The 24,980-nt window shown below is 64.0% G+C and carries 20 protein-coding genes and 2 pseudogenes; 14 read left to right on the forward strand and 8 right to left on the reverse strand.

The window, feature by feature from the left end:
• Positions 1–245 precede the first annotated feature (245 nt).
• On the forward strand, positions 246–2,024 hold the full coding sequence (locus MJ205_RS14785) for a PhoH family protein (RefSeq protein ID WP_239809164.1): 1,779 nt from the start codon (positions 246–248) through the stop codon (positions 2,022–2,024).
• 115 nt (positions 2,025–2,139) lie between these two features.
• Here the strand turns inward: MJ205_RS14785 and MJ205_RS14790 are convergent, their stop codons facing one another.
• A complete protein-coding gene (locus MJ205_RS14790) occupies positions 2,140–3,831 on the reverse strand; it encodes a thiamine pyrophosphate-binding protein (RefSeq protein ID WP_239809165.1) in 1,692 nt (563 codons plus the stop codon).
• A gap of 361 nt (positions 3,832–4,192) precedes the next feature.
• Complete coding sequence (amaB, locus tag MJ205_RS14795; protein ID WP_239809166.1) at positions 4,193–5,725, reverse strand: L-piperidine-6-carboxylate dehydrogenase; 1,533 nt, start codon at positions 5,723–5,725, stop codon at positions 4,193–4,195.
• A gap of 289 nt (positions 5,726–6,014) precedes the next feature.
• On the opposite strand from amaB, the gene MJ205_RS14800 reads away from it, so the two are divergent.
• Positions 6,015–6,917, forward strand: a complete 903-nt coding sequence (locus MJ205_RS14800; RefSeq protein ID WP_239809167.1) for a LysR substrate-binding domain-containing protein — start codon at positions 6,015–6,017, stop codon at positions 6,915–6,917.
• Positions 6,918–6,950: 33 nt separating this feature from the next.
• On the opposite strand, the gene dnaB is transcribed toward MJ205_RS14800, so the two are convergent.
• Positions 6,951–8,363, reverse strand: coding sequence for a replicative DNA helicase (dnaB, locus tag MJ205_RS14805; protein ID WP_133855424.1), 1,413 nt, complete (start codon positions 8,361–8,363; stop codon positions 6,951–6,953).
• 11 nt (positions 8,364–8,374) lie between these two features.
• On the opposite strand from dnaB, the gene MJ205_RS14810 reads away from it, so the two are divergent.
• On the forward strand, positions 8,375–8,527 hold the full coding sequence (locus MJ205_RS14810) for a hypothetical protein (RefSeq protein WP_239809168.1): 153 nt from the start codon (positions 8,375–8,377) through the stop codon (positions 8,525–8,527).
• 4 nt (positions 8,528–8,531) lie between these two features.
• Here the strand turns inward: MJ205_RS14810 and rplI are convergent, their stop codons facing one another.
• From rplI to rpsF, 4 genes are read right to left on the reverse strand one after another with little or no spacing between them, the layout of a single operon-like run.
• Positions 8,532–8,984: a 50S ribosomal protein L9 gene (gene rplI, locus MJ205_RS14815; RefSeq protein WP_239809169.1), complete on the reverse strand. Its 453-nt coding sequence runs from the start codon at positions 8,982–8,984 to the stop codon at positions 8,532–8,534.
• 11 nt (positions 8,985–8,995) lie between these two features.
• Positions 8,996–9,277, reverse strand: a complete 282-nt coding sequence (rpsR, locus tag MJ205_RS14820; protein WP_021028346.1) for a 30S ribosomal protein S18 — start codon at positions 9,275–9,277, stop codon at positions 8,996–8,998.
• Between the two features lie 11 nt (positions 9,278–9,288).
• Positions 9,289–9,585 (reverse strand): primosomal replication protein N, encoded by a 297-nt coding sequence (gene priB / locus MJ205_RS14825; RefSeq protein WP_239809170.1) that lies wholly within the window; start codon positions 9,583–9,585, stop codon positions 9,289–9,291.
• Positions 9,586–9,596: 11 nt separating this feature from the next.
• Positions 9,597–9,971, reverse strand: coding sequence for a 30S ribosomal protein S6 (gene rpsF / locus MJ205_RS14830; RefSeq protein ID WP_230775490.1), 375 nt, complete (start codon positions 9,969–9,971; stop codon positions 9,597–9,599).
• 262 nt (positions 9,972–10,233) lie between these two features.
• Here rpsF and grpE point away from each other — a divergent pair, with 262 nt between their 5' ends.
• The 4 genes and pseudogenes from grpE (at position 10,234) to dnaJ (ending at position 14,480) form a co-directional block, all read left to right on the forward strand.
• Positions 10,234–10,770, forward strand: coding sequence for a nucleotide exchange factor GrpE (grpE, locus tag MJ205_RS14835; protein WP_239809171.1), 537 nt, complete (start codon positions 10,234–10,236; stop codon positions 10,768–10,770).
• Between the two features lie 102 nt (positions 10,771–10,872).
• Positions 10,873–12,810: pseudogene (gene dnaK / locus MJ205_RS14840) on the forward strand (molecular chaperone DnaK); the annotation flags it as partial.
• 173 nt (positions 12,811–12,983) lie between these two features.
• Complete coding sequence (locus tag MJ205_RS14845; RefSeq protein WP_239809173.1) at positions 12,984–13,325, forward strand: DUF7709 family protein; 342 nt, start codon at positions 12,984–12,986, stop codon at positions 13,323–13,325.
• A 24-nt stretch (positions 13,326–13,349) separates the two neighbouring features.
• Complete coding sequence (gene dnaJ, locus MJ205_RS14850; protein ID WP_239809174.1) at positions 13,350–14,480, forward strand: molecular chaperone DnaJ; 1,131 nt, start codon at positions 13,350–13,352, stop codon at positions 14,478–14,480.
• A gap of 88 nt (positions 14,481–14,568) precedes the next feature.
• Here dnaJ and MJ205_RS14855 read toward each other — a convergent pair whose 3' ends face one another.
• Complete coding sequence (locus MJ205_RS14855; protein WP_239809175.1) at positions 14,569–15,558, reverse strand: DUF4349 domain-containing protein; 990 nt, start codon at positions 15,556–15,558, stop codon at positions 14,569–14,571.
• A gap of 243 nt (positions 15,559–15,801) precedes the next feature.
• Here MJ205_RS14855 and MJ205_RS14860 point away from each other — a divergent pair, with 243 nt between their 5' ends.
• The 7 genes and pseudogenes from MJ205_RS14860 (at position 15,802) to MJ205_RS14890 (ending at position 24,970) form a co-directional block, all read left to right on the forward strand.
• The gene (locus tag MJ205_RS14860) at positions 15,802–16,800 is read left to right on the forward strand and encodes a LysR family transcriptional regulator (protein WP_239809176.1); all 999 of its coding nucleotides are present in this window, start codon (positions 15,802–15,804) and stop codon (positions 16,798–16,800) included.
• Positions 16,801–16,849: 49 nt separating this feature from the next.
• Positions 16,850–18,274 carry a 3-isopropylmalate dehydratase large subunit gene (gene leuC, locus MJ205_RS14865; protein WP_239809177.1) on the forward strand — a complete coding sequence of 475 codons (1,425 nt, stop codon included), beginning with the start codon at positions 16,850–16,852 and terminating at the stop codon, positions 18,272–18,274.
• Between the two features lie 16 nt (positions 18,275–18,290).
• Positions 18,291–18,416, forward strand: a complete 126-nt coding sequence (locus MJ205_RS14870; protein ID WP_239809178.1) for an entericidin A/B family lipoprotein — start codon at positions 18,291–18,293, stop codon at positions 18,414–18,416.
• 62 nt (positions 18,417–18,478) lie between these two features.
• Positions 18,479–19,140 (forward strand): annotated as a pseudogene (leuD, locus tag MJ205_RS14875) (3-isopropylmalate dehydratase small subunit).
• Positions 19,141–19,219: 79 nt separating this feature from the next.
• Complete coding sequence (gene leuB / locus MJ205_RS14880) at positions 19,220–20,287, forward strand: 3-isopropylmalate dehydrogenase (RefSeq protein WP_239809179.1); 1,068 nt, start codon at positions 19,220–19,222, stop codon at positions 20,285–20,287.
• Between the two features lie 491 nt (positions 20,288–20,778).
• Entirely contained in the window at positions 20,779–21,891 is a 1,113-nt protein-coding gene (gene asd, locus MJ205_RS14885) for an aspartate-semialdehyde dehydrogenase (RefSeq protein WP_239809180.1), read from the forward strand.
• Between the two features lie 334 nt (positions 21,892–22,225).
• On the forward strand, positions 22,226–24,970 hold the full coding sequence (locus tag MJ205_RS14890; RefSeq protein ID WP_239809181.1) for a FimV/HubP family polar landmark protein: 2,745 nt from the start codon (positions 22,226–22,228) through the stop codon (positions 24,968–24,970).
• The last annotated feature ends 10 nt before the right edge of the window (positions 24,971–24,980 follow it).

Genomic DNA, 24,980 nt, shown 5'->3' on the forward strand with positions numbered 1-24,980 from the left:
GGATGCGCGCCGTTGCTGTTTCCGTCTTTCTGGCCAGGTGCCGCTATCGCTGACGGCGATTGCCGGTTCCGAGACGTCCAGAATGTGCATAATGGGCTCCATATGTATGTGAGTCCGGATTGTTCTGTCATCCCCCATGAAAAAGGCTGTCTTGCTTGCGAGATGGCCTTTTTTGCATCCGGGTGGCAGGCGTTCGGAGTGAGTTCGCCCATTAGGCGAGTGTTTAGATAAAGGCCCCGAGCTCCATGCCCTTGCCTCCCGCACCTACCCGCCGTGGCAGCCAGCTTGCCGCTGGTGACTTTTCCGCCAAGACCAACGCCAAATCCCGTGCATCCGCCGCCGCTGCGCGCGATGAACAAGACGACGATCTTTTTGACCTGGACCCGGCGCCCGCCGCCGTGGCCGCTGCGCCCGCACCCCGCCGCGCACAAGCCGCTGCCGCGCCCAAGGCCGGCAGCCGCAGCAAGAAAGGGGCGGCCGCCGCTGCCCCGGTGCACGCCCCTGCGCCGGTGGCCGCAAACGCCAAGGTGCCAGCTGCCGCCAAGCCTGCGCGAGCTGCGCGCAACCCTGCCGTGGCGGAAACCAGCCCGGTGCCGGCCAGCAAGCCTGCCAAGGCCGCCAAGCCGCGCAGCGACAAGGCCAAGCTTTTCGTGCTCGACACCAATGTGCTGCTGCATGACCCCAGCAGCCTGTTCCGCTTTGAAGAGCACGACATCTACCTGCCGATGATCGTGCTCGAAGAGCTCGATGGCCACAAGAAGGGCATGACCGAAGTGGCCCGCAATGGCCGCCAGGCCAGCCGCACGCTCGATGCGCTGGTCGCCAGCCAGGAGGCCCATCTGGCCCAGGGCATTCGCCTCGATGCCACCGGCCAGAAGGGCGCCAGCGGCTGCCTGTTCTTCCAGACCGAGCCGCTGACTTACCAACTGCCCGAGAGCCTGCCCCAGGGCAAGGCAGACAACCAGATCCTCGGCGTCGTGGAGGCACTGCGCCAGCGCCATCCGGACCGCCCTGTGGTGCTCGTCTCCAAGGACATCAACATGCGCGTCAAGGCGCGTGCGCTGGGCCTGGAGGCAGAGGACTACCAGAACGACAAGACCTTGGAAGACGGCGACCTGCTCTACACCGGCATGCTGCAGCTGCCGCTGGATTTCTGGGCCAAGGTCGGCAAGAAGGTCGAGAGCTGGCAATCGGGCGCTTCCACCTGCTACCGCATCAGCGGCGCCATCACCCAGCAGTTGCACATCAACCAGTTCGTCTACTACGAGGCACCCGGCGAGAACAGCCTGTTCGCCCGTGTGATCGAGATCCGCGACAAGACCGCCGTGCTGGAGACCTTGAAGGATTACGGCCACCAGAAGAACAATGTGTGGGGCGTGACCACACGGAACCGCGAGCAGAACTTCGCGATGAACCTGCTGATGGACCCGGATGTGGACTTTGTCACGCTGGCCGGTACGGCGGGTACCGGCAAGACCTTGATGGCCTTGGCCGCAGGTCTGAACCAGGTACTGGACGAGCGCCGCTACACCGAGATCATCATGACCCGTGCCACCGTCAGCGTGGGCGAGGACATCGGCTTTCTGCCAGGCACCGAAGAAGAGAAGATGGGCCCCTGGATGGGCGCGCTGGACGACAACCTGGAGTTCCTGGCCAAGGGCGACGGCGGCAACCCGGGTGAGTGGGGGCGCTCTGCCACCAATGACCTGATCCGCAGCCGCATCAAGATCAAGAGCATGAACTTCATGCGCGGCCGCACGTTCCTGAACAAGTACGTGATCATTGACGAGGCACAGAACCTGACACCCAAGCAGATGAAGACCTTGATCACCCGCGCCGGCCCCGGCACCAAGATCATCTGCATGGGCAATCTGGCGCAGATCGATACGCCCTACCTGACCGAAGGCTCCTCGGGCCTCACCTATGTGGTGGACCGCTTCAAGGGCTGGCCCCACAGCGGCCACATCACCTTGGCACGGGGCGAGCGCTCGCGCCTGGCCGACTTTGCCAGCGATGTGCTGTAAGCCTATCTAAGCTGCAGCGGAGGCGTCACAGTCTCCGCCAACGCCCAGGCCAAAAGCCCAACAAAAAGGCACCGAGTTTTAGCTCGGTGCCTTTTTTTGTGCGTTCGGCCGGCGCTTAAACGCCGGTGCCGCGGATCTGGTTCAGGCTGCGGGCCGGAGTGATGGCCTGCGGATCGAGCTTGCAGTGCAGGATCACCGGCAGCTGGTGCTGTTCAGCCCAGCTGCGCATGGCAGCCAGCGCAGGTGCAAAGTCTTCAGTCTTCTCGACCAGGGCCGCATTGCCGCCAAAGGCCTTGGCATAGGCGACAAAGTCGGGGTTGCGCAGCTCGGTCGCGCTGACCCGGTTCGGATAGTCGCGCTCCTGGTGCATGCGGATGGTGCCGTACATGCCGTTGTCGATCAGCAGCACGATGACGGGTAGCTGGTACTGCACGGCGGTTGCAAACTCCTGGCCATGCATCAGAAAGTCGCCATCGCCGGCAATGCAGACGACACTGCGCTGCTTGTTCAGCCGTTTGGCGCCCACAGCGGCCGGCAGACCATAGCCCATGCTGCCGCTGGTGGGGGCCAGCTGGCTGCCGTAGTGGGTAAACGGCCAGAAGCGGTGCACCCAGGTGGCAAAGTTGCCAGCGCCATTGCACCAGACCGTATCGGCCGGCAGCACCTCGCGCAGATGGGCCATCAGCTGGCCCATCTGCAGCGCGCCGGGCACCTGGATCGGCGCGGGGTTGCTCCAGGCCAGGTAGTCGGCATGGGCCTGCTGCACCAGCGCTTGGCGCTCGGCGCGCGGCGCAGCGGCGGGCTGGCGGGCCAGCGCCGCGCAGAAGGAGTCGGGCGCGGCCACGACCGCCTGGTCGGCCTGGTAGACCCGGCCCAGCTCGTCCGGATCCGGATGCACATGGATGAGCCGCTGGCCGCTGCTGGCCGGAATGCCCAGCAGGCTGTAGCCCTGCGATGGCACCTCGGACATGCGGCCGCCCAGCAGCACTACCAGATCCGCCTGCTTGATGCGCTCGATCAGCTTGGGATTGACGCCCAGGCCCACATCGCCGGCATAGTTGCCGTGCAGCGCGGGAAACAGCATCTGGCGGCGGAACGAGCAGGCCACCGGCACCGCATGGGCCGCGGCAAAGGCGGCGATATCCGCATGGGCCTGCGCACTCCAGCGCGAGCCACCGGCAATGATGATGGGGTTGTGCGCAGCGGCCAGCTGGGCCACCACGGCAGCCACATCGGCATCGGCGGCGTGCGCGGGCGCGGGCTGGTAGCGGCGGGCATCGGGCACCATGACGGCATCGCGCAGCATGTCCTCAGGCAGCGCGATCACCACCGGGCCGGGGCGGCCGCTGGTGGCCACCGCAAACGCGCGCGCAATGGTCTCGGGGATGCGCGCCGCATCATCGATCTCGGTTGCCCACTTGACCATGCTGCCAAACACGGCGCGGTAGTCCAGCTCCTGGAAGGCCTCGCGCCCGCGCGCCGAGCGCTCGATCTGTCCAACGAAGAGGACCATTGGGGTCGAGTCCTGCATCGCGATATGGAGCCCGGCCGAGGCGTTCGTCGCGCCAGGCCCCCGCGTGACCATGCAGATCCCGGGCTGGCCGGTGAGCTTGCCTTGCGCTTCGGCCATCATCGCGGCGCCGCCCTCCTGGCGGCAGATCGTCGTTTCGATGGGCGCGTCATAAAGCGCATCGAGCACCGCCAGAAAGCTCTCGCCCGGCACCGTGAAAATCTGCTGCACGCCGTGGATCAGCAGCTGGTCCACCACCAGCTGGCCACCGGTGCGTGCTTGTTGCTTGTCTGCCATGTCTTGTCTCCTTGGTCTTGTCATCGATGCGCCAGAAGCGAGGGATTGGACCGCATCTGGCCAGGGTACACATTGCGCCAGCGCAGCAAAAGGCTGCGCAGCGCCGCAAAAAACGGCAGCATCTGATGCACCAAGGGCTGGCCTGCAGCAGTGGCAGGCCAGCCCTTGGCGGATGCTGGAGTGGTAGGAGGCAGGAGCGCCGAGCCCCTGTCTGGGCGGGAGGCCGCACCGGGCACAGGCATATCAGTGGCCTGCGCTGGCAGCACATACCCGGCGGCGCAGCGGCCGCCCCGGTTGGGAGCGCTGCCAGCCCGGGCAGCGGGCTGCATGCCCACTGTGCCAGACGGCAGCTGCCCGCCCATCACACGTCAAAGCGTACGCCTTGCGCCAGTGGCAGCGCGCCACTGTAGTTGATGGTGTTGGTGGCACGGCGCATATAGCCCTTCCAGGCGTCCGAGCCGGATTCGCGGCCACCGCCGGTTTCCTTCTCGCCGCCGAAGGCGCCACCGATTTCCGCACCCGAGGTGCCGATATTGACGTTGGCAATGCCGCAGTCACTGCCGGCCGGCGACATGAAGCGCTCGGCGTCGCGCAGGTCGCTGGTAAAGATGGCCGACGACAGGCCCTGGGGCACGGCGTTCTGCACGGCGATCGCATCGTCGGCGCTGCCTTCGTAGGTGACGATGTACAGGATCGGGGCGAAGGTTTCGTGCTCCATCACCTTGGTCTGCGCAGGCATCTTCACCAGCGCGGGACGCACATAGTAGGCGTCCTGGCCCAGGTCTTCGCGCTCGCGCTGGCCGCCGATGACGGTGCCGCCCTCTTCCTTGGCCTGGGCCAGTGCGGCCTGCATGCCGTCGAACGAGGCCTTGTCGATCAGCGGACCCACCAGGGTGCCGTCGGTCAGCGGGTCACCGACGGTGACGCTGCCATAGATCTTTTCCAGGCGGGCCACCAGCTGGTCGGCCACCGATTTGTGCACGATCAGGCGGCGCAATGTGGTGCAACGCTGGCCAGCGGTACCGACCGCGGCAAAGGTGATGGCGCGGGCGGCCAGTTCCAGGTCGGCCGACGGTGTGACGATCATCGCGTTGTTGCCACCCAGCTCCAGGATGGAACGGCCAAAGCGCTCGGCGACCTTGACGCCGACCTGGCGGCCCATGCGGGTCGAACCGGTGGCGCTGACCACGGGCACCAGGGGGCTGTCCACCAGCACCTCGCCCACTTCACGGGCACCAATCAGCAGCTGGGCCAGGCCGGCCGGCACGGCGCCGGGCTGCTCCTGGTTGAAGGCGGCAATGGTCTGCTCCAGCAGGTGCTGGCAGGCCACGGCGGTCAGCGGGGTCTTCTCGGAAGGCTTCCAGACCACCGCGTCGCCGCAGACCAGCGCCAGCGCGCTGTTCCAGCACCAGACGGCCACCGGGAAGTTGAAGGCCGAGATGATGCCCACGACGCCCATCGGGTGCCAGGTTTCCATCATGCGGTGGCCAGGGCGCTCGCTGGCAATCGTCAGGCCATGGAGCTGGCGCGACAGGCCAACGGCAAAGTCGCAGATATCGATCATTTCCTGGACTTCGCCCAGGCCCTCGGAGGTGATCTTGCCCGCCTCGATCGACACCAGCGCGCCCAACGCGGCCTTGTGCTGGCGCAGGGTCTGGCCAAAGCGGCGCACCAGCTCACCACGCACCGGTGCGGGCACGGTGCGCCACTGCAGGTAGGCCTGGTGGGCTGCGGCAATGGCGTCCTGCGCCTGCTGCGCGCTGTGGGCCTTCAACACGGCCAGGGTGGCGCCATCGGCAGGCGAGCGGCTGGTGATGTCCTGGCCTGCCAATGGCTTCAAGTCGAGCGCAAGCGCCTTCAGGATATCGTTCAAACGTTGGGTGGATTGCGTCATCGCTCGTCTTTCCTATTCACTATCACAACAGAAACTGTCCGGTCCACTCGGCGGGCCCGGACCATGATGGGGGCGCTGCCCTGCAGCTTAAGGCGCGGCAGGCACAAACGCAGGCACAGCCCTTGGTACACCCCGCCGGTGACAGGGCTGCACATCGGGACATGCGGCGGTCAGCAGGCACGGCGCGCGGGCTGAAGTGCCGAACTTAAAAATACTATGTGAACTATCAGGAACAACAAAATGAGAAAATGGTGAGACATAGTGCGTTTTTTGAACAAAGTCTCCATCCATGCGCAACGCGATTCCCAATATCGGCCTGTTGATGGCTTTTGAAGCCTCGGCCCGGCACGGCAATTTCTCCCGCGCTGCCAATGAGTTAGCGTTGACGGCCAGTGCCGTCAGCCGCCATGTGGCGGCGCTGGAGGACCGGCTGGGCGTGCCGCTTTTTGTGCGCCACAAACGCCGCGTCATGCTGACGGATGCGGGTAAACGATATGCGCAGCGCGTGCGCGTGCACCTCAATGGCCTGGAGCGCGATACGCAAGAGATCGCCAACAGCCGCGCGCAGGGTTATGCGATCCACCTGGCCGTCGTCTCCAGCTTTGCCACGCAGTGGCTGGTGCCGCGCCTGCCGGCCTTTGCGCAGCAGCACCCGGACATCCACGTCCACCTGTCGGTGCGCTCAGAGCCGTTTGCGTTCGAGGAAAGCGGCTTTGACGGCGCCATCTACTCGGGCGACGGCCTCTGGTCCAAGACCCAGGGCCAGCGCATTGCACGCGATGGTGCCTGCATCCCCATCTGCAGCCCCGCCTTTGCGGCGCAGCATGCGCTGGCCACACAGGAGGACTGGCAGCAGCTGGTGCACATCGGCCTGGAAAGCCGCCCCGCCGCCTGGCGCGACTGGTACAGCGGCCTGGGCTGGGATTACTCGGTACAGGCCTCGCGCGGTCCGCGCTATGAGCTGTTCTCGATGGTCATCATGGCCGCTGCCGCTGGCCTGGGCGTGGGCCTGGTGCCTGAGGTGCTGGTGCAAACCGCGCTGGAAGCCGGCCAGGTGATTCCCGCCCATACCCAGACCTTGCCGGGCACGCAGAGCTACTGGTTCAGCTACCCTACGTACCGCGAGCCTTCGCCGGCGCTGCAGGCCTTCGAGCAGTGGGTGATCCAGCAAAGCCAGGGGCAGCAGGACTGAGCGCTGCGCCAGCCTGCCCGGCCCTGCCCGGCATCAATAGTCGTCGCCGCCCACCGCCAGGTTTTCAAAGCGGGTCTGGTTCTTCTGGAAGAACAGCTTGACCGTGCCGGTCGGGCCGTTACGCTGCTTGCCGATGATGACCTCGGCCACATTGGGCTCGTTGCTCTCTTTGTTGTAGTAGTCATCGCGGTAGATGAACATGATGATGTCCGCGTCCTGTTCGATGGCGCCCGATTCCCGCAAGTCGGACATCATCGGGCGCTTGTCGGTGCGCTGCTCCACCGAGCGGTTGAGCTGTGACAGCGCAATCACCGGGCATTGCAGCTCCTTGGCCAGCATCTTCAAACCCCGCGAGATCTCACCCAGCTCGGTCGCCCGGTTGTCCGAGCTGGCCGCGGAGCCCGAGCCACTCATCAGCTGCAGGTAGTCGACGACGATCAGGCCGAGCTTGCCGCACTGGCGGGCCAGGCGGCGCGAGTTGGCGCGCAGCTCCGATGGTGTCAAGCCCGGCGTCTCGTCGATGTGCAGCGAGACCGTACGCAGCCGCTCGATCGCCTCGGACAGACGCGGCCACTCCTCATCGGTCAGCTTGCCGGTACGCAGATTGCCCTGGTTCACCCGGCCAATCGAGCCCACGATACGCACCGCCAATTGGGCGGCGCCCATTTCCATCGAGAAGATGGCCACCGGCAGGCCTTCGTTGAGCGCCACATGCTCGGCAATGTTCACCGCAAACGAGGTCTTGCCCATCGAAGGGCGCGCGGCCAGCACCACCAGGTCACCGGCCTGCAGGCCACTGGTCATGCGGTCCAGGTCGGCAAAGCCGGTGGGCACACCCGTCACGTCGACCGGGTTGTCCGCCATCTCCTGCACCCGGTCGAGCAAGTCCACGACCAGGTTGTCCAGCGACTGGAAGCCCTGCTTCATGCGCGAGCCTTCTTCGCCGATGGCAAAGATCTTCTGCTCGGCTTCGTCCAGAATGCGGTCCACCGTCTTGCCCTGCTGGTTGAAGGCATTGGTGGCGATCTCGTCGCTGGCAGTGACCAGCTTGCGCAGAATCGAGCGCTCGCGCACGATCTCGCCATAGCGGCGGATATTGGTGGCGCTGGGCACATACTGGGCCAGCTGGTTCAGGTAGGCCAGCCCGCCCACTTCCTCGGCCTTGCCGATGCTTTGCAGGTGCTCATAGACCGTGATCACATCGGCGGGCTTGCCGGCATTGATCATGCTGGCCATCGCCGCAAAGATCAGCTTGTGCTCATGGCGGTAGAAGTTGTCCTCGGCCAGCACATCGCCGACGCGGTCCCAGGCATTGTTGTCCAGCAGCAGGCCACCGAGCACGCTGGACTCCGATTCGATCGAATGCGGCGGTATGCGCAGCTGTGCCACCTGCTTGTCGGGGGTGATGAAGGCAGCGTCATCCAGGGGAGGAAAGGTCTCTGACATGGGGAATCCAAATGAGCAAACGCCAGCTTGGCAGCCAGCAATCCACAAGAATAGCGCAGATGCCGCGCAAGGCTGGCAGCGGTGCGCAAAACCCGCATCCCGGCGAGACGCTGCGGCCGGGAACGAAAAAGCCGCCCGAAGGCGGCTTCCAACGCAAAGCGTGAGAAATTACACGTGTTCGCCGTAGACGGACACGGTCACTTCCACCACCACGTCGGTGTGCAGAGCCACTTCCACAGCGGTCTCGCTCACGGTCTTGATAGGACCGTTAGGCAGACGCACTTGCGACTTGACCACTTGGAAGCCCATCTTGCCCAGTTCATCAGCGATGTCGTGGTTGGTGACGGAGCCGAACAGACGGCCATCGACACCTGCCTTTTGGGTCAGCTTCACGGTCTGGCCGGCCAGCTTCTCGCCTTGGGCTTGTGCAGCAGCCAGCTTCTCAGCAGCAGCCTTTTCCAGCTCAGCGCGCTTGGCTTCGAACTCAGCCTTCGCAGCTTCGGTAGCGCGGCGTGCGCGGCCCGAAGGGATCAGGAAGTTACGTGCGTAGCCGTCCTTGACCTTGACGATTTCACCCAGGTTGCCCAGGTTCACGACCTTGTCGAGCAGAATGATTTGCATGTTCGTGCTCCTTAGATCTTGTGTTGGTCAGAGTAAGGAACCATGGCCAGGAAGCGAGCGCGCTTGATGGCAGTGTTCAACTGACGTTGGTAGATGGCACGGGTGCCGGTCAGACGTGCTGGGATGATCTTGCCGTTTTCAGCAACGAAGTCACGCAGGGTGTCGACATCCTTGTAGTCGATTTCTTCGACGCCAGCCACGGTGAAGCGGCAGAAACGCTTGCGCTTGAACAGCAGCGACTGGGTGTTGCGCTTTGGGCGCTTGTCTTTGTTGAATTTCTTGAACGTGGCCATTTTCGGACCTCTCAATAAGTATCTTGTTGAATATCCTGGATGTGCAGAACCAGCGATTTGCTGTTGCGCGGTGTGGCCAGAAAACCCTGGAATGTCCAGGTGCTCCCTACAGCCTGCCGAGCGATTCGCTCTGCCAGTGCACCAAAGGCAACCGCCTTGAGCACGGCATTGACTTGTCGGGGTTGGGCTGCTTCGGTCTGGATGGAGCGGTGCTCCAGCACAACATCTACAGCAGGTAGCCCGGCCGGCGTGTATCGCAAAATCTTGATTTCAGCGATGACGGCGGTGACAAGTACGCGGTTCTCCACCTCCTGTGTGATTAACGCTCTGCAGCGGCGTGCTCAGCCTGGTTGGCCTTGCGCGCTTCTTCGCGTTCCACGGTCTTCATCATGGCGGAAGGAGCGGTTTCAGCCTTCTTCTTCTGCACAGTCAGTTGGCGCAGCACAGCGTCGTTGAACTTGAACGCGTGTTCCAGTTCAGCCATCACAGCCTGGTCGGCTTCGATATTCAGGCACAGATAGTGGGCCTTGGCCAGCTTGTTGATCATGTAGGCCAGTTGACGGCGGCCCCAGTCTTCAACGCGGTGGATCTTACCGCCGCCGGCGGTAATCATGCCTTTGTAACGCTCCAGCATAGCTGGAACTTGTTCGCTCTGATCGGGGTGGATCAGCAGCACGATCTCATAGTGACGCATGCAAACTCCTTGTGGATTGCGCCACCCGCTAGTGCACCTTTTCGCAAAGAACGCAGCACGGTGTGGCAAGGGAAACCAGAGATTATACAAACCAATTCAAAAACCGTCAAACATGGTTTATAAACACGGGCCCCGGCAGCCACCAAGGCACCGGGGAGCGAGGGCTCCGGCCCGAACCGCAAATAAGCCCCTTGAAAAGCAAGGAAATGCCCCCAGGTGCGGCCACAAGAGTCCTTTTTGTTAACGAAATACGAACAGCACCATGTCAGACAAGCTCCACCCCGAAGGCCAAAATCCCATGTCCGCCGAAGAGCTGGAAGCCGCTGCCGCTGCCAACCAGTCGCAACTGGAAGCAGAGCTGGCGGAGTTGAAGGCCAAGAATGCCGAACTGGCCGACCAGTACCTGCGCGCCAAGGCCGAAGTCGAGAACGCCCGCCGCCGCGCCGATGATGAAGTGGCCAAGGCCCGCAAGTTCGGCGTTGAAAGCTTTGCCGAAAGCCTGTTGCCGGTGATCGACAGCCTGGACGCCGCATTGGCGATCCAGAATGCCAGCCCCGAGCAACTGCGCGAAGGCTCGGATGCCACCTTGCGCCAGCTCGTCTCCGCGCTGGAACGCAACAAGGTGGTTGCCATCAACCCGGCGGCCGGCGACAAGTTCGATCCCCACCACCACCAGGCGATCTCTGCCGTCCCCGCGGCCCAGGATCCCAACACCGTGGTGGCGGTGCTGCAAAAGGGGTATGCCATTGCCGAGCGCGTGCTGCGTCCGGCCCTGGTGACCGTTGCCGCACCACAATAAAACGCACCTCCCGGCTTTTTTGCGTTGCGCACTTGAACAACACCAAAAAAGCCACAAATAACAGTCAATTAGGGCGCAACGCCGCCTCAAGAATACAGGAGTAGAGAAATGGGAAAGATTATCGGTATTGATTTGGGCACGACCAACAGCTGCGTGGCCGTGATGGAAGGCAACACCACCCGTGTGATCGAAAACAGCGAAGGTGCACGCACCACGCCGTCGATCGTTGCATACCAGGAAGACGGTGAAATCCTGGTGGGCGCTTCTGCCAAGCGCCAGGCCGTCACCAACCCCAAGAACACGATTTACGCTGCCAAGCGTCTGATCGGCCGCAAGTTCGACGAGAAGGAAGTGCAAAAGGACATCGACCTGATGCCGTTCCAGATCGTCAAGGCCGACAACGGCGACGCCTGGGTGCAAGTGCGTGACCAGAAGCTGGCCCCGCCACAGATCTCCGCAGAAGTGCTGCGCAAGATGAAGAAGACCGCCGAGGACTTCCTGGGCGAGCCCGTCACCGAAGCCGTGATCACCGTGCCTGCGTACTTCAACGACGCACAGCGCCAGGCCACCAAGGACGCTGGCCGCATCGCCGGTCTGGAAGTCAAGCGCATCATCAACGAGCCTACCGCTGCAGCCCTGGCCTTCGGCCTGGACAAGGGCGGCAAGGGTGACCGCAAGATCGCCGTGTATGACCTGGGCGGCGGTACCTTTGACGTGTCCATCATCGAAATTGCCGATGTGGACGGCGAAAAGCAGTTCGAAGTGCTGTCGACCAATGGCGACACCTTCCTGGGCGGCGAAGACTTCGACCAACGCGTGATCGAATACATCATTGCCGAGTTCAAGAAAGAGCAAGGCGTAGACCTGTCCAAGGACGTGCTGGCCCTGCAGCGCCTGAAGGAAGCGGCTGAAAAGGCCAAGATCGAGCTGTCCAGCTCGGCGGCGACCGACATCAACCTGCCCTACATCACCGCTGACGCGTCGGGTCCCAAGCACCTGAACATCAAGCTCACCCGCGCCAAGCTCGAAAGCCTGGTGGACGAACTGATCGAGCGCACCATCGCCCCTTGCCGCACCGCGATCAAGGACGCTGGCATCGCTGTGTCCGATATCGACGACGTGATCCTGGTGGGCGGCATGAGCCGTATGCCCAAGGTGCAGGAGAAGGTCAAGGAATTCTTCGGCAAGGATCCCCGCAAGGACGTGAACCCTGACGAAGCCGTGGCCGTGGGCGCTGCCGTGCAGGGCCAGGTGCTGGGCGGTGACCGCTCCGACGTGCTGCTGCTGGACGTGACGCCACTGTCCCTGGGTATCGAAACCCTGGGCGGCGTGATGACCAAGATGATCACGAAGAACACGACGATCCCGACCAAGTTCGCGCAGACCTACTCGACCGCCGAGGACAACCAGCCTGCGGTGACCATCAAGGTGTTCCAGGGTGAGCGTGAAATCGCCAGCGCCAACAAGCTGCTGGGTGAGTTCAACCTCGAAGGCATCCCTGCTGCACCCCGTGGCACGCCACAGATCGAGGTGACCTTCGACATCGATGCCAACGGTATCTTGAACGTTTCTGCCAAGGACAAGGGCACCGGCAAGGAAAACAAGATCACCATCAAGGCCAGCTCCGGTCTGTCCGAGGACGAGATCCAGAAGATGGTCAAGGACGCCGAGCTGAACGCGGCCGACGACAAGAAGAAGCTGGAGCTGGTGCAGGCGCGCAACCAGGGCGAAGCCGCCGTGCACAGCGTCAAGAAGAGCCTGGGTGAGCATGGCGACAAGCTCGATGCCGCTGAGAAGTCGGCCATCGACACCGCAGTGCAGGCGCTGGAAGAAGCGCTGAAGACCGAGGACAAGGACGCCATCGAAGCCAAGACCACGGCCTTGATGACCGCCAGCCAGAAGCTGGGCGAGAAGGTGTATGCCGACGCCCAGGCCGCACAGGCGGGCGCCGCCGGTGCAGCAGCGGGTGGCGCAGCCGGTGCAGCGGCAGCCGATGACAACGTCGTCGATGCCGAAGTCAAGGAAGTGAAGAAGGACTAAACGCCTTCCGACGGGCCTGGAGCCAGCCGCTGCCAAGCACCCATGCCGGAGTTCGCATCGCCGCACTCCGGCATGGCTTTTCTGCAGCATCGCTCTTTCCCCGGCCGCCCGCAACCGCGGCCGGGTCAACGCAGACCCCGTCTCTCATTCATGCAAGCATCCAAAGGCACACGATGACATCTACCACAGCACCTGCGACCGACGCACTGCATGTTGCAGAGCTCAGCCGTGTCAACCAGAAGATCACCGATGGCGCGGCAGACCTGCCCGCCGTCACGCTCAAGGACGGCAGCCGGGTGCAGACCGGCACCGTGGCCACGATGCTCTACAACATCGCTCTCTACAATGCCGGCGAGCGCGGTGCCGTCGAAGCAGAGCTGAAGATGGCGATCCCCACGCTGTTCAAGGTGGGGTTGTTTGAGCTATTTCCACCGCAGCAATGGATTGACGGCGACAATCCCGGCCGCAGCTTTGTGGGCACACATGCCCGGGCGTACCTGAACGCCGCTGGTTAATTACCCACAGAATTGAAGAACACCATGTCCAAACGCGATTACTACGAAGTCCTCGGCGTGAGCAAATCCGCCACGGAAGTCGACATCAAGACGGCCTACCGCAAGATGGCCATGAAATACCACCCCGACCGCAACCAGGGCGACAAGGCCAAGGAAGCGGAGGAAAAGTTCAAGGAGTGCAAAGAAGCCTACGAAATGCTCTCCGACAGCCAGAAGCGCAGTGCCTACGACCAGTACGGGCACGCCGGCGTCGACCCCAACATGCGGTCGGGCATGGGCGGCGAGGGCTTTGGTGGTTTTGCCGAATCGTTTGGCGACATCTTTGGCGAAATGTTCGGCGGCGGGCGCCGTGGTGGTGGTGGCCCCCAGGTCTACCGGGGCAACGACCTGTCCTACGCGATGGACATCAGCCTCGAAGAGGCGGCTGCGGGCAAGAACGCGCAAATCAAGATTCCCTCCTGGGACGAGTGCGACACCTGCCACGGCAGCGGCGCCAAGCCCGGCACCCAGGTCAAGACCTGCAGCACCTGCCACGGCAGCGGCCAGGTCCAGATGCGCCAGGGCTTTTTCGCGGTGCAGCAAACCTGCCCGCACTGCCGAGGCACCGGCAAGATCATTCCTGAGCCTTGCACCAGCTGCCACGGCCAGGGCCGCACCAAGTCGCAAAAGACCTTGGAAGTGAGCATCCCCGCCGGTATCGACGACGGCATGCGCATTCGCTCGACCGGCGATGGCGAACCCGGCCAGAATGGCGGCCCGCCCGGCGACCTGTACATCGAGATCCGCGTGCGCAAGCACGAGGTGTTCGAGCGCGATGGTGATGACCTGCACTGCGAGGTGCCCGTCAGCATGGTCACTGCCGCCTTGGGCGGCGAGATTGAAGTGCCCACCTTGAGCGGCAAGGCTGCGATCGACATCCCCGAGGGCACCCAGACCGGCAAGCAGTTCCGCCTGCGCGGCAAGGGCATCAAGGGCGTGCGCGCCAGCTACCCCGGTGACTTGTATGTGCACATCGTCGTCGAGACGCCCGTCAAGCTCACCGAGCACCAGCGCAAGCTGCTCAAGGAGCTCGATGAGTCGCTGAAAAAGGGCGGCGCCAAGCACACGCCCAATAACCAGTCCTGGGCCGACCGCCTCAAGAACCTGTTCACCTGATCAAGCAAAGCGCCGCATCCCTCCGATGCGGCGTCTCTTGTGCCAAGCACCAGCCTCGCTGGTGCTTTTTTCATGGCCGTTGCGCGCCTCAGTCCTGGGTTGCTGCCTGGTTTGCAGCCTGCGCCCGGGCAGCGCTGCGGCGCATCCAGCGCCGGATGGCGAAGCGCAGCGGCAGTAGCACCACCAGGGCCAGCGCCAGCAACCAGGGCAGCGCTTGCGCGGCAGTCAGAATCAGTGACTGCACGCTGCGCGTCAGGCCATCCCAGCTGCGTTGCCAGGTTTGCTGCCAGGGGCTGTAGGTGCCACTGACGATCGCGCGTGCGGGCTGGAACCGCATCTGCACGAACTGCTTGGCAGTATCGCGCTGCAGCAGCGCACGGTGGGTGTTGGCCGCATCGATCTCGGCCTGCACCTGCGAGAGCGTATCGCGGATGGCCATCAGATCCTGCAGGCTGCGTTTGACATTCTTCTCCAGCATCAGCGCGCGCAGGCTGTCGCGGTATTCGGTCCGGTTCTTGATTTGCGCCTCCACGTCCACCACCTCATAGGTCTTGTCCTCGGTCGTGGTCTGGTGGTTGAGCACCCGGGCGCCGGCGCCCAGCGACGAGGTCAGCGCAGCAAAGTCCTGGGGGCTGACCCGCATCGCCAGCATGGCCTCGGCAGCCGACTGCGGGGTTTCGCGCCGCAGCTGCGAGCCCTCGACATAGCAGTCCAGCCGCTCGCAGCGCGCCTTGACCTCTTCCCACAGCCCCGCCAAATCGGCAGCAGGCGTCTCCACCTGGATGCGGTGGCTGATCGCCAAAAAGCGCGCGCTGGGCGCGGCCGCACCGCCCTGCCCCATGGCCATATCGGCGGCGGGCGCCATCTCCATGCTGGCCATCTTGCCCGCGGAGCGCGCCGCCATCGGCGCTGCCGGTGCAGGTGCAGCCGGGGCCGCCAGTTGCACTTCAGCGGGCGGCGCGCTCTGCCCGGCATCTGGCGAGCAGCCGGCCAGCAACGCGGCCACCGCGATGGCAATGGCCGCCAGGCCACCCGAAAGCGCATTGAACAGGCCAGAAGAAGGGGAGCGAGAAAACATCGGTCATTCCGTTTCTAGAGCATCGCTGCTTGCGATGTCTGCTCAATCGCTGTGGGCCTGCCGAATGGGGTCAAACCTTTACAAAAACGAACATCTTCCGCGCCAGCGGGCGAAAAATCCTGGTTGGGGGCCTAGCTACGTTTTCATGCAAATGACACATCAGCCATCGTCATTCGCGATACCAGTTGCGCTATTTGCCTATAAAATGGCTGCTGATTTCTAAAAACACGATACCTCCCCGCCATGAAAAGCTCAGAGCGCAGTTTTGCGCGCCGCATTGACCTGACCTCGCTCCAGCTGTTTGTGGCGGTGTGCGAGCTGGGCAGCATTGGCCGGGCGGCGGAGCGGGAGTTCATTGCAGCGTCGGCTGTCAGCAAGCGGCTGTCGGACCTGGAAACGGCCGTCGACACCCAGCTGCTGTACCGCCACAGCCGGGGCGTCACCTTGACGCCGGCCGGAGAGAGCCTGCTGCACCATGCACGCAATGTGCTGTTCGGGCTGGAGCGCATGCAAGGCGAGCTGAGTGAGTACGCCGATGGCGTGCGCGGCCATGTGCGCATCCATGCCAATATTTCCGCGATTGTGCAGTTTCTGCCAGAGGACCTGGGCCGCTTTGCGCGCGCACACAGCCAGATCAAGATCGACCTGCAGGAGCACCTGAGCGCGCAGGTGATCCAGGCCGTGCACGAAGGCACGGCCGATCTGGGCATCTGCAACCCCGATGCCGTCGCCAACACCGCCGAGCTTGATCTGCAGTCGCGCCCCTACCGCAGCGACCACCTGATGCTGGTCGTACCGCTGGACCATGCGCTGGCCCAGCGCAACACGATCAGCTTTGAAGAAGCGCTGGAGTGGGACATCGTCGGCCTGCAATCGGGCAGCAGCATCAGCCAGGCGATGCGCACGGCATCGGCCCAGCTGCGCCGGCCACTGCGCCAGCGCATCCAGGTCACCAGCTTGGATGCCATGTGCCGCATGATCGACAACGGTCTGGGCATAGGCCTGCTGCCGGACCGCGCCTTTGCATTGATGCACGGCGTGGGCAACCTGCGCGGCATCCGCCTGGCCGACGCCTGGGCGCACCGCGAGCTGCGCCTGATGGCCCGCGATTTTGAGGCGCTGCCGGTGACCGCCCGCCTGCTGGTCGAGCACCTGAGCCCCCGGCCCGCCGATGAGGCCCAGGCCGCAGAGCAGCAGGACGCCGACATGGCCGCACACCTGCAGACCTTTGCCCATCTCTGATATTTCGTATTAGCCCCTTGATGAGACCCTTGACCCAAAGAGAACCACGATGACCGGACGCACCCTCTACGACAAGATTTTTGACGAGCACACCATCCACACCGAAGAGGATGGCACCGCCGTGCTGTATATCGACCGCCATCTGGTGCACGAAGTCACCAGCCCCCAGGCGTTCGAAGGGCTGCGCATGGCGGGCCGCAAGCTCTGGCGTGTCAGCTCCGTGGTCGCCACCGCCGACCACAACACGCCCACCACCGGCTGGGAGCGCGGCTATGACGGCATCGAGGACCCGATCAGCAAGGAGCAGATCGTCACCTTGAACGACAACATCGGCGAATTCGGCGCAGCCGCCTTCTTCCCGTTCATGGACAAGGGCCAGGGCATCGTCCACGTGATGGGGCCTGAGCAAGGCGCCACCCTGCCCGGCATGACCGTCGTCTGCGGCGACAGCCACACCAGCACCCATGGCGCCTTCGGCGCGCTGGCCCACGGCATCGGCACCTCCGAGGTCGAGCACGTGATGGCCACCCAGACCCTGCTGGCCAAAAAGGCCAAGAACATGCTGATCAAGGTCGATGGCAAGGTGGCCCCCGGCGTGACCGCCAAGGACATTGTGCTGGCCATCATCGGCCGCATCGGCACCGCAGGCGGCACCGGCTACACGATCGAGTTCGCCGGCTCGGCCATCCGTGACCTGTCCATCGAAGGCCGCATGACGGTCTGCAACATGGCGATTGAAGCTGGTGCCCGCGCCGGCCTCGTGGCCGTGGACAGCAAGACCATCGACTATGTCAAGGGCCGCCCGCTGGCGCCCACCGGCGTGGAATGGGACCAGGCCGTCAGCTACTGGAAGACCTTGCACTCCGATGTCGATGCCAAGTTCGACACCGTGGTCACCTTGCGCGCCGAAGACATTGTTCCGCAGGTCACCTGGGGCACCAGCCCCGAGATGGTGCTGGGCGTCGATGCGACCGTACCCGATCCAGACAAGGAAAAGGACCCGAACAAGCGCGGCGCCATCGAGCGGGCACTGACCTACATGAACCTGGAGCCAGGCAAGCCGATCAACGACATCTTCGTCGACAAGGTGTTCATCGGCAGCTGCACCAACAGCCGCATCGAGGACATGCGCGAAGCCGCAGCCGTCATCAAGAAGCTGGGCCAGAAAGTGGCCAAGAATGTGAAGCTCGCGATGGTGGTGCCCGGATCGGGCCTGGTCAAGGCCCAGGCCGAGGCCGAAGGCCTGGACCAGATCTTCACCGCCGCCGGTTTTGAGTGGCGCGAGCCCGGTTGCTCGATGTGCCTGGCGATGAACGCCGACCGCCTGGAGCCCGGCGAGCGCTGTGCATCGACCAGCAACCGCAACTTCGAAGGCCGCCAGGGCGCCGGTGGCCGCACCCACCTGGTCAGCCCCGCGATGGCTGCAGCCGCTGCGGTGCACGGCCACTTTGTGGATATCCGCCGTTTTGCATGACCCCAGGAGCCCTGCGATGAAAACCCGTTTTGCCTTCATCACCATCGTGCTCGCCGCGCTGCTGTCGGGCTGCAACACCGTCCACGGCATTGGCCAGGATGTGCAGGGGGCGGGCAACGCCATCTCTCGCGCAGCACGCTAAACCATCACTCATACCGCTGCCCCCGCTCAGTCCATGAATGCGGGCAGCCCAAAGGCTAGAACATGCAGAAATTCACCATCCACACCGGCCTCGTGGCACCCATGGACCGCGAGAACGTCGACACCGACGCCATCATTCCAAGCAGTTTCTCAAGTCGATCAAGAAGACCGGCTTTGGCGTCAATGCGTTTGACGAATGGCGCTATCTGGACCAGCCCGGCCAGCCCGGCGTGCCCGAGTCGGCGCGCAAGCCCAACCCGGACTTCGTGCTCAACCAGCAGCGCTACCAGGGTGCCAGCATCCTGATCGCCCGCAAGAACTTTGGCTGCGGCTCCAGCCGTGAGCACGCCCCCTGGGCGCTGGACCAGTTTGGCTTCCGCGCGATCCTGGCACCCAGCTTTGCCGACATCTTCTTCAACAACTGCTTCAAGAACGGCCTGCTGCCCATCGTGCTGCCCGAGGCCACGATCGACATGCTGTTCAACGAAGTCGCGGTGCACCCCGGCTACAGCCTGACCATCGACCTGGACCAGCAGGTCATCCTGCGTCCCGGCGGCGAAACCATCCCCTTCGATGTGATCGCCTTCCGCAAGTACTGCCTGCTCAACGGCTTTGACGACATTGGCCTGACCCTGCGCCACAAGGACAAGATCCAGGCCTATGAAGCCAACCGCCTGGCGACCAAGCCCTGGCTGGCGCACAGCCTGGTGCAAGCCAAGGCCTGAGTGCCGCGAGAGGCGGCTCACCGCCATCCCCGCTGCGCCCCACCGGGCGCGGCCCTGCCATCCTGACTGAGAAAAAACCATGAAAATCGCTGTATTGCCCGGAGACGGCATTGGTCCAGAAATCGTTGCAGAAGCCGTCAAGGTGCTCGACGCCCTGAAGCTGGACCTGCACCTGCAAAGCGCACCCGTCGGTGGCGCCGCCTATGAAGCCTCCGGCCACCCGCTGCCACCCGCCACGCTGGAGCTGGCCCAGGCATCGGACGCGATCCTGTTTGGCGCCGTGGGCGACTGGAAGTACGACACGCTCGAGCGCGCACAGCGCCCCGAGCAAGCGATTCTGGGCCTGCGCAAGGCGCTGGGCCTGTTTGCCAACTTCCGCCCCGCGATCTGCTACAAGGAGCTGACCCACGCCTCCAGCCTCAAGCCTGAGCTGGTGTCCGGTCTCGATATCCTGATCATCCGCGAGCTGACGGGCGACATCTACTTCGGCCAGCCACGCGGCCGCCGCAGCGCACCGGACGGCCACTTCCCCGGCGCCGAAGAAGCGTTCGACACGATGCGCTACACCCGCCCCGAGATCGAGCGCATCGGCCATGTGGCCTTCCAGGCGGCGCAAAAGCGCAGCAAGCGCGTGACCAGCGTCGACAAGGCCAATGTGCTGGAGACCTTCCAGCTGTGGAAGGACGTGATGACCGAAGTGGGCAAGCAGTACCCCGATGTGCAGCTGGACCACATGTATGTCGACAACGCCGCGATGCAGCTGGTCAAGGAACCCAAGCGTTTCGACGTCGTCGTCACCGGCAATATGTTTGGCGACATCCTGAGCGACGAAGCCTCGATGCTGACCGGCTCGATCGGCATGCTGCCCTCGGCCAGCCTGAACGACAAGAAGCAAGGCCTGTATGAGCCCAGCCACGGCTCGGCACCGGACATCGCCGGCAAGGGCGTCGCCAACCCGCTGGCCACCATCCTGTCGGCCGCGATGATGCTGCGCTTCAGCCTGGGCCAGGAAGCCGCTGCCCAGAAGATCGAGGCCGCTGTGCAAAAGGTGCTGGCCCAGGGCCTGCGCACGCCCGACATCTACAGCGAAGGCACGACCAAGGTCGGCACCCAGCAGATGGGCGATGCCGTGGTGGCCGCGCTATAAGCAGCGGTCTTCAGCTTGCATCTCTGACAGCGACCTGCGGGTCGCTTTTTTGCGCCGGCGCAAGAACGATCCCCATCCACCGCGCAAACCCCGGCCCCGATTCAGCACCAAAACGACGACAGAAGCACGGCTCGCTTTCGACTTTGGTCATTTCGACGAATTAAAAAACCATAAATGGTCGAAAAATAGTTTTTAACGTCATATATGCATGCGCTTCGATGCGCCAGCACTCGAAATTTATAAAATTTCTTGCACAGGTTTTAAAAATTGGCGCTAGAATAGCCTCCTATGTCTGCGCACCGCCCTATTTCTTGGCTGAACACCATCACCCCCATTGAGGCGGGTATGGCTGCGCGCGCATACACATTCACAACCACCACGAAGATTACCGGCTGATCCAGCCTGGTTCGTCGTGCGCCTCCAACTGGCCGACGAGCCAGGCCCTCAGCCCCCGTGGCATTTCCTTTCGTTTAGGTAGACAAGGGCGTTTTATGAGCAAGCAATTGGTAGGTTTGGTGGGCTGGCGCGGCATGGTCGGCTCGGTGTTGATGGACCGCATGCAGGCCGAGGGTGACTTCGCGCTGATCGAGCCGGTGTTTTTCTCGACCTCCAACGCCGGCGGCAAGGCCCCTGCGATGGCCACCGTGCATACCCAGCTCAAGGATGCCAATGACATCGCCGAGCTGTCCAAGTGCGACATCATCATCACCTGCCAAGGCGGCGACTACACCAAGGAAGTCTTCCCCAAGATCCGCGCTGCCGGCTGGAACGGCCACTGGATCGATGCCGCCTCGTCGCTGCGCATGCAAGACGACGCCGTCATCGTGCTGGACCCTGTCAATGACGCACTGATCCAGCGCAAGCTGGCCGCAGGCGGCAAGAACTGGATCGGCGGCAACTGCACCAACTCCATCTTGCTGATGGGCCTGTCGGGCCTGTTCAACGCCGGTCTGGTCGAATGGGTCTCCTCGATGACCTACCAGGCTGCATCCGGCGGCGGTGCCAACCACATGCGTGAACTGCTCAAGGGCATGGGCGTCGTGCATGCCGCCGTGGCCGATGAGCTGGCCACGCCCGCTTCGGCCATTCTGGACATCGACCGCAAGGTCGCGCAGACCATCCGCAGCGATGTGCCCACCGAATTCTTCGGCGCACCCCTGGCCGGCGGCCTGATTCCCTGGATCGACGCCCAGCTCGACAACGGCCAGTCCAAGGAAGAGTGGAAGGGCCAGGCCGAGGTCAACAAGATCCTGGGCACCGACGCCACGATCCCCGTCGATGGCCTGTGCGTGCGCATTGGCGCGATGCGCTGCCACAGCCTGGCGCTGACCCTGAAGCTGAACAAGGACCTGCCGCTCGCCGAGATCGAAGCGCTGATCAAGGGCGGCAACGACTGGGTCAAGTGGGTGCCCAACGAGCGTGCCGTGACGGTCAAGGAGCTGACCCCCGCAGCCGTGACCGGCGGCCTGGAAGTCGCTGTCGGCCGTGTGCGCAAGCTGAACATGGGCCCCGAGTACCTGTCGGCCTTCGTGATCGGCGACCAGCTGCTCTGGGGCGCCGCCGAGCCCCTGCGCCGCATGCTGCGCATCCTGCTCGCCGCTTGATGGCCAGCTGATTCCCCGCCAACCCACACCACACCTTCCGGACCTGCCCGATGCAGCCGGAAGGTGTTTTTTCTGGTGATCGGGCCCAGGGCCGAGGGATCGGGGTGTGCAGGCGCCGCTCTCTGAAAAGTTGCTCCAGCACAACATTCATGCAGGCCGGGGCCAGCCCAGGCTGCCTATCAAAGGGCAAGCCCGCTCCTTAACTTGTCACCCCAAGGCATTACTGTTAAGGTTCTTTTTACTGATAATTACCGATTTCGCGTCTTAGGGGGAGGGCTTTCTCATGGGTACAAAAACAACCCCGCACGCTTCTACTATTCAATCAAATAGCACTATGCATCGCTGGAAAATCACTGCGCTTGCCGCCGCCATGGCAGCCTTTGGCCTGTACACAGGGGAAGCATCAGCACTCGCGCTGGGCAAGATCAATGTGAAATCTGCACTGGGCGAACCGCTGCGCGCGGAAATCGAAGTGCCGCAGATCACGGACGCCGAGGCCGACACCTTGCAGGTCAAGACGGCCTCGTCGGCCGTGTTCCGCACCCAGGGCATGGACTACTCCGGCACCGCCAGCGCCGTGCGCGCCCAGCTGCAGCGCCGCGCCAATGGCACGGCCGTCATCGTGCTGACTACCCAACGCCCCGTCAATGACCCCTTTGTCGACTATGTGATCGACGCCAACTGGAACTCCGGCCAGGTGGTGCGCAGCTACACGATGCTGTTCGATCCACCCAACCTGCGCAAGTCTGAACCAGCCGTCACCGTGGCCCCGCAGCTCAGCGCTGCCGCCGCGCCAGCCGCCCGTCCGCCCGCGCCTCCCGTGCGGGTGATCGAGGAGCCGCTGGCCTCTGCGACGCCAGCAACTGCGCCGGCCGCCCGCTCCGCCGCCGCACCGCGCCCTGCGGCCCCGGCGCGCGCCAATGTTCCTGCCACCGCCAGCAACAATGCCGCCGGCGACTCCGTGCGCACCCAGCGGGGTGACACGCTAGGCCGCATTGCGGCCCAGAACAAGCCCGCCGATATCTCGCTGGACCAGATGCTGATTGCGGTGGTCCAAAGCAACCCTCATGCCTTTGTTGGCGGCAACGTCAACCGCATGAAGGCCGGCGTAACCCTGACGATGCCATCGGCCGAACAGGCCCGCGCCGTCTCGCCACGCCAGGCACGCCAGATGGTGGCCGCACAAAGCCGCGATTTCAACAGCTACCGCAGCCAGCTCGCCGCCAAGGCAGCACCGGCCCAGGTCGCCACCGATACCCGTGCCGCCAGCGGCAAGGTGGAAGCCTCGGTCGACGACAAGAAGCCCCAGAGCGTAGCACCGGACCAGCTCAAGCTCAGCAAGGAAGCTGCCAAGGGCACCAAGTCCGCAGAAGCGAGCGTTGCCAGTGCCCAGCAGGCCAATGCCGCCCAGGAGCGCACCTCCGAGCTGAACAAGAATATCGAGGAGCTCAACAAGCTCAAGCAAGCCGCTGCAGGCTCTGCCGCCGCCGGGGCATCCGCTGCTGCGCCCGCAGACAGCAAGCCCGCCGGTACGGCGACTGTCCCTGCTGCGGGCACGACCGCTGCGGCTGCAGCGCCTGCTGCCACGCCTGCGGCTCCGGCCCCTGCTGCATCCGCGCCTGCACCGGGAGCACCGGCAGCACCTGCCACCCCAGCAGCCACCGCGCCCGCGCCTGCTGCGGCTGCCAGCGACTCTGCAGCGCCTGCACCGGCTCCTGCCCCTGCCCCCAAGCCCGCGCCTGCACCAGCACCTGCGCCCGTCGAAGAGCCCAGCTTTGTCGATGAGCTGCTGGACAACCCGCTGCTGCCAGCAGCGGGCGGCCTGGCCATCCTGGCGCTGCTGGGCGGCCTGTGGTACCGCAACAAAAAGCGCAAGGAAGGGGTCCACGCGGCCACCGATTCCGTGCTCGAGAGCAGCCTGGCCCAGGACTCGTTCTTTGGCGCCAGCGGCGGCCAGCACATCGACACCTCGGTAAGCGCGATGACCACCGGCAACTCCTCGCTCGCCTACACGCCCAGCCAGCTCGACGCTGGCGATGTGGACCCGGTGGCCGAGGCCGATGTCTATCTGGCCTATGGCCGTGATCTGCAGGCCGAGGAAATCCTCAAGGAAGCGCTGCGCACCAGCCCGACCCGCAGCGCCCTGCATGCAAAGCTGGCCGAGATCTATGCCAAGCGCAAGGACCGCCTGGCGCTGGAGAGCATTGCCAAGGATGCCCGCCAGATCACGGGTGGCGCCGGCCCTGACTGGCTGCGCATTGCCGCGCTCGGCCAGGAGCTGGACGCCGCCAACCCGGTCTACCAGAACAACACCGCTGCGGTGCCGTCTGCTACCGAGATCGCCACGCCTGCCGCGCTGGCCGCCGCTGCCGCTGCTGCGCGCGCCGAACCGATCCCGTTCGAGAACACGCTGCCACCCACTGCGATCGCACCGTCCAGCAGCCCTGCCAGCGCATTCAGCCCGTCCACCGGTCTGGATTTCGCGATGAGCAGCCAGTTGACCGAGACCCCGGATGCGGCCTCTCAGTTCCAAGCGGCGGCACCTGCAGCCCCGGTTGCAGCGCCTGCAGCCGATGCCGGTCTGGCCTTCGAGGCATTGGCGCCTGCCGCTGGCAAGCCCGCGCTGTCGATGGAAGACTTTGACCGCCAGCTGGCCGAAGCGCTGAGCATTCCGTCGGAGCTGTCGCCCAGCGCCAGCCACAGCGCCGCCCAGAGTCTGGAGACCCAGCCCGGCGCACTGGACTTCCAGCTGAGCGATTTCGACAGCCAGAGCACCGCGCAGATGCCCATCAGCGACAAGAGCATGCCGACGATGGACTTCGACATGACCTCGCTGTCGCTGGATTTGCCCGGCTCCGGCGAGCCAGACCATACGCATCCGGTCACCTTGGCCGATGACATGGCCGGTCTGGAGATCGATGACAGCGACCCGCTGGCCACCAAGCTGACCCTGGCCCAGGAATTCCTGGCCATCGGTGACAAGGAAGGCGCCCGTTCGCTGGCCGAGGAAGTCATGGCTGAATCGTCCAGCGCCACGGTCAAGGCCCAGGCCCAGCGCCTGCTTGACCAAAGCCGCTGAGCGGCAGGCC

This window comes from Comamonas sp. B21-038 (genome assembly GCF_022387135.1).
Lineage (GTDB): Bacteria > Pseudomonadota > Gammaproteobacteria > Burkholderiales > Burkholderiaceae_C > Comamonas > Comamonas sediminis.